This window comes from Streptomyces thermovulgaris, from assembly GCF_002155915.1.
Lineage (GTDB): Bacteria > Actinomycetota > Actinomycetes > Streptomycetales > Streptomycetaceae > Streptomyces > Streptomyces thermovulgaris.
This window is the reverse complement of the sequence record NZ_MUME01000339.1, coordinates 1-5,590: the sequence shown is the minus strand read 5'-3', so window position 1 is coordinate 5,590 and position 5,590 is coordinate 1. Positions and strand designations below refer to the sequence as shown.

Below are 5,590 nucleotides of genomic sequence, written 5' to 3'. Positions count from 1 at the left end.
CGGTCTGTTCCTCGTCGACTCCTTCAGCGACAGCTGGGGCTGGCACCCGCTGGCGGGCACCCTGCACGGCAAGGTGGTCTGGGCGCTGTTCCGGCTGCGTCCCTCCGCCTGACGGGCCGTGACCTCGCACGCCGCCGTGTCTCCGCGCGCGCTGCCCCGCGCTGCGCACCGCTCACCCCGACGCGCCGGAGCCGACGGACGTCACCCGGCGATCAGGTGGTCGAACTCGCCGTCCTTGACGCCCCGCAGCATCGCCTCGATCTCCGCACGTGTGTAGACGAGAGCGGGACCGTCGGGGAAGCGGGAGTTGCGCACGGCCACCTCCCCGCCCGGCAGTCTCGCGAACTCCACGCAGGATCCCTGCGAGTTGCTGTGCCGGCTCTTCTGCCAGACCACCCCGCGCAGCCGCGTGGCCGCCATGCCGTTGTACACGTCGAACCCCCCGTACCCGCCCTCAACGTCGTGGTCCACAGGTCGCTCCCCGGTGGTGCACTGGCTGGTGTGGCCATTGATGCATCGGTCAACTGGTTTGGATCATAACCTCGTTCACGTGCATATGCATGAGCAGATGCACGTGCACGCGGAGTGGTCCGGTGGCTGCGCCACCGGCGCCCCGCTGCTCCGGGGCCGTCGAAGCGCCTGCCCCCGACCCCCGTAAGTCATGCACACGTCATTCCCTGTTCGCGATCCTCCGCCTCGTCGTCCGTGCCGGATCGTCCGGACCGGATCCTCCGTGCACTAGAAAGAGACGCGCACCGGAGCCCTGGTGTTCCAACGGACAACATTCTTGTGAGCGGGACCTGCCCGCGATCCGGCCGCCCGGGCGGCCGGTCCCGGCATGTGCGAGGCCCGTGCGACGAGGGCGGCGAAGTCCGTCAACCGGGCCGTGCTCCGGGCTACTCGGGAGGGTGGTCCCGGCGAGGAGACGTCCGCCGGCTCGAAGGGCCCGGCGCTACCGTCGGGCCTGCCCACGGCGAGCCTGGGCTCCTGACGTTCGCGGAGGCCGGTGGCGGGGCGGGCAACCGTGCCGCACGCTCGTACGTGATGATCCTTGATCATCGTCACGACCCGAGGAATCACTCCATGCGCGCCCGTCCGATCATCGTCACCACGCTCACCGCGGCCCTCCTCCTCACCGCCTGCGGCAGCGACGGCAGCGACTCCGGGAACTCCGGGAACTCCGGGAACAAGAACTCCGGAAGCTCCGGGCACTCCGAAGGCAAGGACACCGGCAGCTCCGCCTGCACGATCGGCGACGTCGAGATCCAGGTCGGCCCCGCCAACACCGCGCCCGCGGCCGGGGACACCGGCAATGTGCCCGTCACCCTCACCAACCGGGGCGCCGCCTGCACGCTGGAGGGCTTCCCGGCCGTCTCCCTGTCCGCCGACGGCACCACGGCGACCGTCCCGGAGGACAGGACCGCCGAGCCGCAGAGGCTCACCCTCGCCGAGGACGGCACGGCGTCCTTCACCCTCACCTATGTCCGGGGCAAGGAGGAAGACGCCAGGAGCCTCGCGGCGACGTCGCTGAGGATCGGCCTGCCCGGAGCGGACGACAGCCGGGACTTCGAGTGGTCCTACGGCCCGGTGCAGGGCAGGAGGGACGCGTCCGACCCCGACGCGTCGGTGACGGCCTTCCAGCAGGCGGGCGACTGACGCCCCGGCCGGGCCCGGCGGGCGGGGCCTCAGCGCGGGCGCGGACGGGACGTCATCTCGGCCCGCTCCGCCGCCCGGACGCCCTCCGTCCAGCCCGCCGCGTCGGTCGCGCCGCGCAGACGGGTGGTCGCCGTCTTCGGGAACAGGCGGTCCAGACGGTCGGCGACCGCGGCGTCCCGGCTCGCCAGGACGGGGAGCAGGTCCTCGGTGACCTGGGCCTCGGCGGCGGCCGCGAGGCGGGTGCCGACGCGGTGGACGTAGGCGGCGAGGAAGGACTGCCGGAAGGTCCTGGTGCGTCTGCGCCCGGCGGCCCTCTGTTCCGCCTCGGCCCGGGTCATCGCGGTCATGGCCTGGAGCAGCAGCGAGGCATGGAGCAGTTCGACCGCCTCCAGGTCGGCCTCGAAGCCGACGACCGTGGAGAAGCCCAGGGACTCGCTCCACACGGCCCGGCAGTGGTTCGCCGTGGCGACCACGTCCAGCAGCATCGCCTTGATCTGTTCGTACGGCGGCTCGACGCCGATGCGGCAGGCGGCGGGGGCGTCGGGGGCCGGAGCACGGGCGGCGAGCAGCGCCTCGTCGATGCTGTGCCGTGCCATCAGCTCCTGCGCCTTGGCGCTCAGCGCCTCCGCCTCCTCCGGGAAGCCGGTCGCCTCCGCCTTGGCGAGCAGCGCCCGGATCCGGGTCAGCACCCGGGACTCGGGACGGGGCGCACCCACGGGTTCGTCCAGATGTTCGAGCGCGGGCAGCCGCACCAGCAGGCGGTACAGCTCCAGGACGGCGGTGGCGTACGAGAAGCGGTCGGTGCGGGCCGGCTCCTCCTCGGTCAGCTCGCCGAGCTGGGCGGTCCAGCGCGGGCCGCGCGGGCGGTCCTCCTTCGCCTGCGCACGGACGAGCGCCGCGAGCAGCCGCACATGGATGTCGTCCAGCTCCCGGCGCGCGACCCGCACGACATCGGCGGGCTGCCAGCCGCGCCGCCATGCCGCCGCGACCAGCTCCCGCCCGCGCCGGGCGAGTTCGGCGTCCGATGCGGGGTCGGCCGCCAGCAGGGAGGCGCCGGTGTCGAGGGCGTCGTCGGACGAGGTGTACAGAGCGGCGCCGAAGGCGCGGTCGACGGTACTGGGGCTGCTCACGGGTCGATCGTGTCATGGAGCGCGCCCCGTCCGCCCACTTCGTCCACAGCCTGTGGACAGACGGATGCGGATCGGATGTCAACTCGAGGTTGACGACCCTCCTATGTCAACCTACGGTTGACGCATGACGCATTCCGGCATCAGGTCGAGCATTCGTCTGGACGACCTCATCTCGGCCATCAAGAAGGTTCATCAAGATCCCCTCGATCAGCTCCGGGACGCCGTCCTCGCCGCCGAGCACCTCGGCGAGGTGGCGGATCATCTCATCGGCCACTTCGTCGACCAGGCACGCCGCTCCGGCGCCTCCTGGACCGACATCGGCAGGAGCATGGGAGTCACCCGGCAGGCCGCGCAGAAGCGGTTCGTGCCCAAGGATCCGGCCGACCTCGACCCCAGCCAGGGCTTCAGCCGCTACACACCACGCGCGCGCAAGGCCGTCGTGGTCGCCCATGAGAAGGCCAGGGCCGCCAGGAGCGCCGAGGGCACGCCCGCCCATCTGATCCTCGGTCTGCTCGACGACCCGGAGTCCCTGGCGGGCAAGGCCATCACCGGCCAGGGCGTCTCCCTGGACGCGGTCCGCGAGGCCGCGAACGCCGCGCTGCCGCCGGCCTCCGCCGACGCCCCCGAGCTCGTCCCGTACGGCTCGGCCGCCAAGAAGGCCCTGGAGCTCACCTTCCGCGAGGCCCTGCGCCTCGGCCACAACTACATCGGCACCGAGCACATCCTGCTGGCCCTGCTGGAGCTGGAGAACGGCGAGGGCATCCTGAGCGGTCTCGGTCTGGACAAGGCGCGCACCGAGGAGTACGTCGCGGCGGCCCTGGCGGAGCTGACGAAGGGGCTCGCCCAGCAGGAGCAGGAGAAGAACCCCGAGAAGGCGGAGAAGCCGGAGAAGGCCGAGAAGGCGGAAGAGGCGGAAGAGGCGGACAAGGAGGCCGGGGGGACGAAGGGAGGAAACGGGGGCTGACCCCTCCGGCCGTTCCGGCCCCCGGTCGGTCCCGGGGGCCGGAGCCGTTGTCGGACCCGCCTGCGACACTCACGGACATGACCGACCGGTGGGCCCTGTCCCCGGCCGAGGACGGTGGCGCCGAGATCGTCCCCCTCGGCCGGGACGGGCTGCCCGCCGGTCCGGTGCTCCGGGAGCCGGACCTGGTCGAGGCGGTCCGCAGCAGACCGGACGTCGCACGGTGGGTGTGGCGGTCCACCGCCGAGGTCTATCCGCGCCTGCTCGCCGCAGGGGTGCGCGTGGAGCGGTGCTACGACGTCGAGGACGCCGAGACCCTCCTCCTCGGCCACGAGGGACGGCACGGCGAACCCCGCTCGGCGGCGGCCGCGCTGGCCCGGCTGCGCGGCGGCCCCGTCCCGCCGGACCCGCCGCAGCGGCCCGCCGCACCGGGCGCGCAGTCCCCGCTCTTCGATCCCCCGGCCGCACATCTGCCGCTGGAGGACCTGCTCGCGGTCTACGCCGAGCAGCAGCGGCGGCACGAGCGGGCCGAGCACCCCGACCGGATGCGCCTGCTGACCGCCGCCGAGTCGGCGGGCATGCTGGTGGCGGCCGAGATGAACCGGGCGGGCCTGCCCTGGCGCGCGGACGTGCACCGCGAGGTGCTGCACGAACTGCTCGGAGAGCGGTACGCGGGCGGCGGCGAGCCCCGCCGTCTGGCCGAGCTCGCCGACGAGGTGTCGACTGCCTTCGGGCACCGGGTCCGGCCCGATCTGCCCGCCGAGGTGATCAAGGCCTTCGCCCGGGCCGGGATCACGGTGAGGTCCACCCGCCGCTGGGAGCTCGAGTCCGTCGACCACCCGGCCGTCAAGCCCCTGCTGGAGTACAAGAAGCTGTACCGGATCTGGGTCGCCCACGGCTGGTCCTGGCTGCAGGACTGGGTGCGGGAGGGGCGCTTCCGGCCGGAGTTCCTGGCCGGCGGCACGGTCACCGGGCGCTGGGTGACCCACGGCGGGGGCGCGCTGCAGATCCCCAGGGTCATCCGCCGGGCCGTCGTGGCGGACCCCGGCTGGCGGCTGGTCGTGGCCGACGCCGCCCAGCTGGAGCCGCGTGTGCTGGCGGCCATCTCCCGCGACCCCGGTCTGATGGAGGTGGCGAGCCGGGAGAGCGACCTCTACCAGGCCGTCTCCGACCGCGTCTTCTCCGGCGACCGCACCCGGGCGAAGCTCGCCGTGCTCGGCGCGGTCTACGGCCAGACCTCCGGCGACGGCCTGAAGAACCTCGCCGCCCTCAGACGCCGCTTCCCCCGGGCGGTGGCCTATGTCGACGACGCGGCGCGGGCCGGCGAGGAGGGGCGGCTCGTACGGACCTGGCTGGGCCGCACCTGCCCGCCGCCGGCCGGGAGACGCGAGGACGCGGACGAGGAGGCGGGTCTCCCCCAGGACGCCCCGGCCGTACCGCCCGCGTCCGACGGCTGGATGCCCGGCTACGCCTCCACCGACCCCCGCGCCCGCGGCCGCTTCGCCCGCAACTTCGTCGTCCAGGGCAGCGCCGCCGACTGGGCTCTGCTGCTGCTCGCCGCGCTGCGCCGCGCCTGCTGGGACATGGCCGCCGAGCTGGTCTTCTTCCAGCACGACGAAGTGATCGTGCACTGCCCGCAGGAGGAGGCCGGCAGGGTCGTCGAGGCGATCGGGCAGGCGGCGGAGCTGGCGGGGCGGCTGACGTTCGGCGAGACCCCGGTGCGGTTTCCGTTCACGACGGCGGTGGTGGAGTGCTACGCCGACGCGAAGTGAACACCCCGCCCCGGCCCGCCCCGGCCCGCATCGCCCCGTGCCCGCCGGCCGGGCCTCGGTCGCCGCGGGGC

The 5,590-nt window shown here is 73.5% G+C and carries 5 protein-coding genes and 1 pseudogene; 4 read left to right on the top strand and 2 right to left on the bottom strand.

Going from position 1 to position 5,590, the window contains the following annotated elements; all coding sequences use genetic code 11:
• Nucleotides 1-112 (top strand): annotated as a pseudogene (locus tag CCN35_RS29695) (ATP-binding protein); the annotation flags it as partial.
• Nucleotides 113-201: 89 nt separating this feature from the next.
• Here the strand turns inward: CCN35_RS29695 and CCN35_RS23295 are convergent.
• Nucleotides 202-471 carry a DUF397 domain-containing protein gene (locus tag CCN35_RS23295; RefSeq protein ID WP_067393723.1) on the bottom strand — a complete coding sequence of 90 codons (270 nt, stop codon included), beginning with the start codon at nucleotides 469-471 and terminating at the stop codon, nucleotides 202-204.
• Between the two features lie 612 nt (nucleotides 472-1,083).
• On the opposite strand from CCN35_RS23295, the gene CCN35_RS23290 reads away from it, so the two are divergent.
• Entirely contained in the window at nucleotides 1,084-1,656 is a 573-nt protein-coding gene (locus CCN35_RS23290) for a DUF4232 domain-containing protein (RefSeq protein WP_086794216.1), read from the top strand.
• 29 nt (nucleotides 1,657-1,685) lie between these two features.
• On the opposite strand, the gene CCN35_RS23285 is transcribed toward CCN35_RS23290, so the two are convergent.
• Nucleotides 1,686-2,786 carry a DUF2786 domain-containing protein gene (locus CCN35_RS23285; protein WP_086794213.1) on the bottom strand — a complete coding sequence of 367 codons (1,101 nt, stop codon included), beginning with the start codon at nucleotides 2,784-2,786 and terminating at the stop codon, nucleotides 1,686-1,688.
• A 124-nt stretch (nucleotides 2,787-2,910) separates the two neighbouring features.
• Between CCN35_RS23285 and CCN35_RS23280 the strand changes: the two genes are divergently transcribed.
• Both CCN35_RS23280 and CCN35_RS23275 read left to right on the top strand, forming a co-directional pair.
• A complete protein-coding gene (locus CCN35_RS23280) occupies nucleotides 2,911-3,750 on the top strand; it encodes a Clp protease N-terminal domain-containing protein (protein WP_067393734.1) in 840 nt (279 codons plus the stop codon).
• A 77-nt stretch (nucleotides 3,751-3,827) separates the two neighbouring features.
• Nucleotides 3,828-5,519 (top strand): bifunctional 3'-5' exonuclease/DNA polymerase, encoded by a 1,692-nt coding sequence (locus tag CCN35_RS23275; protein ID WP_086794211.1) that lies wholly within the window; start codon nucleotides 3,828-3,830, stop codon nucleotides 5,517-5,519.
• Nucleotides 5,520-5,590 lie beyond the last annotated feature (71 nt).

Excerpts from the sequence above, each read along its gene's own strand:
- CCN35_RS23290 (WP_086794216.1), top strand. The coding sequence starts at position 1,084 with ATGCGCGCCCGTCCGATCATCGTCACCACGCTCACCGCGGCCCTCCTC.
- CCN35_RS23280 (WP_067393734.1), top strand. The coding sequence starts at position 2,911 with ATGACGCATTCCGGCATCAGGTCGAGCATTCGTCTGGACGACCTCATC.
- CCN35_RS23275 (WP_086794211.1), top strand. The coding sequence starts at position 3,828 with ATGACCGACCGGTGGGCCCTGTCCCCGGCCGAGGACGGTGGCGCCGAG.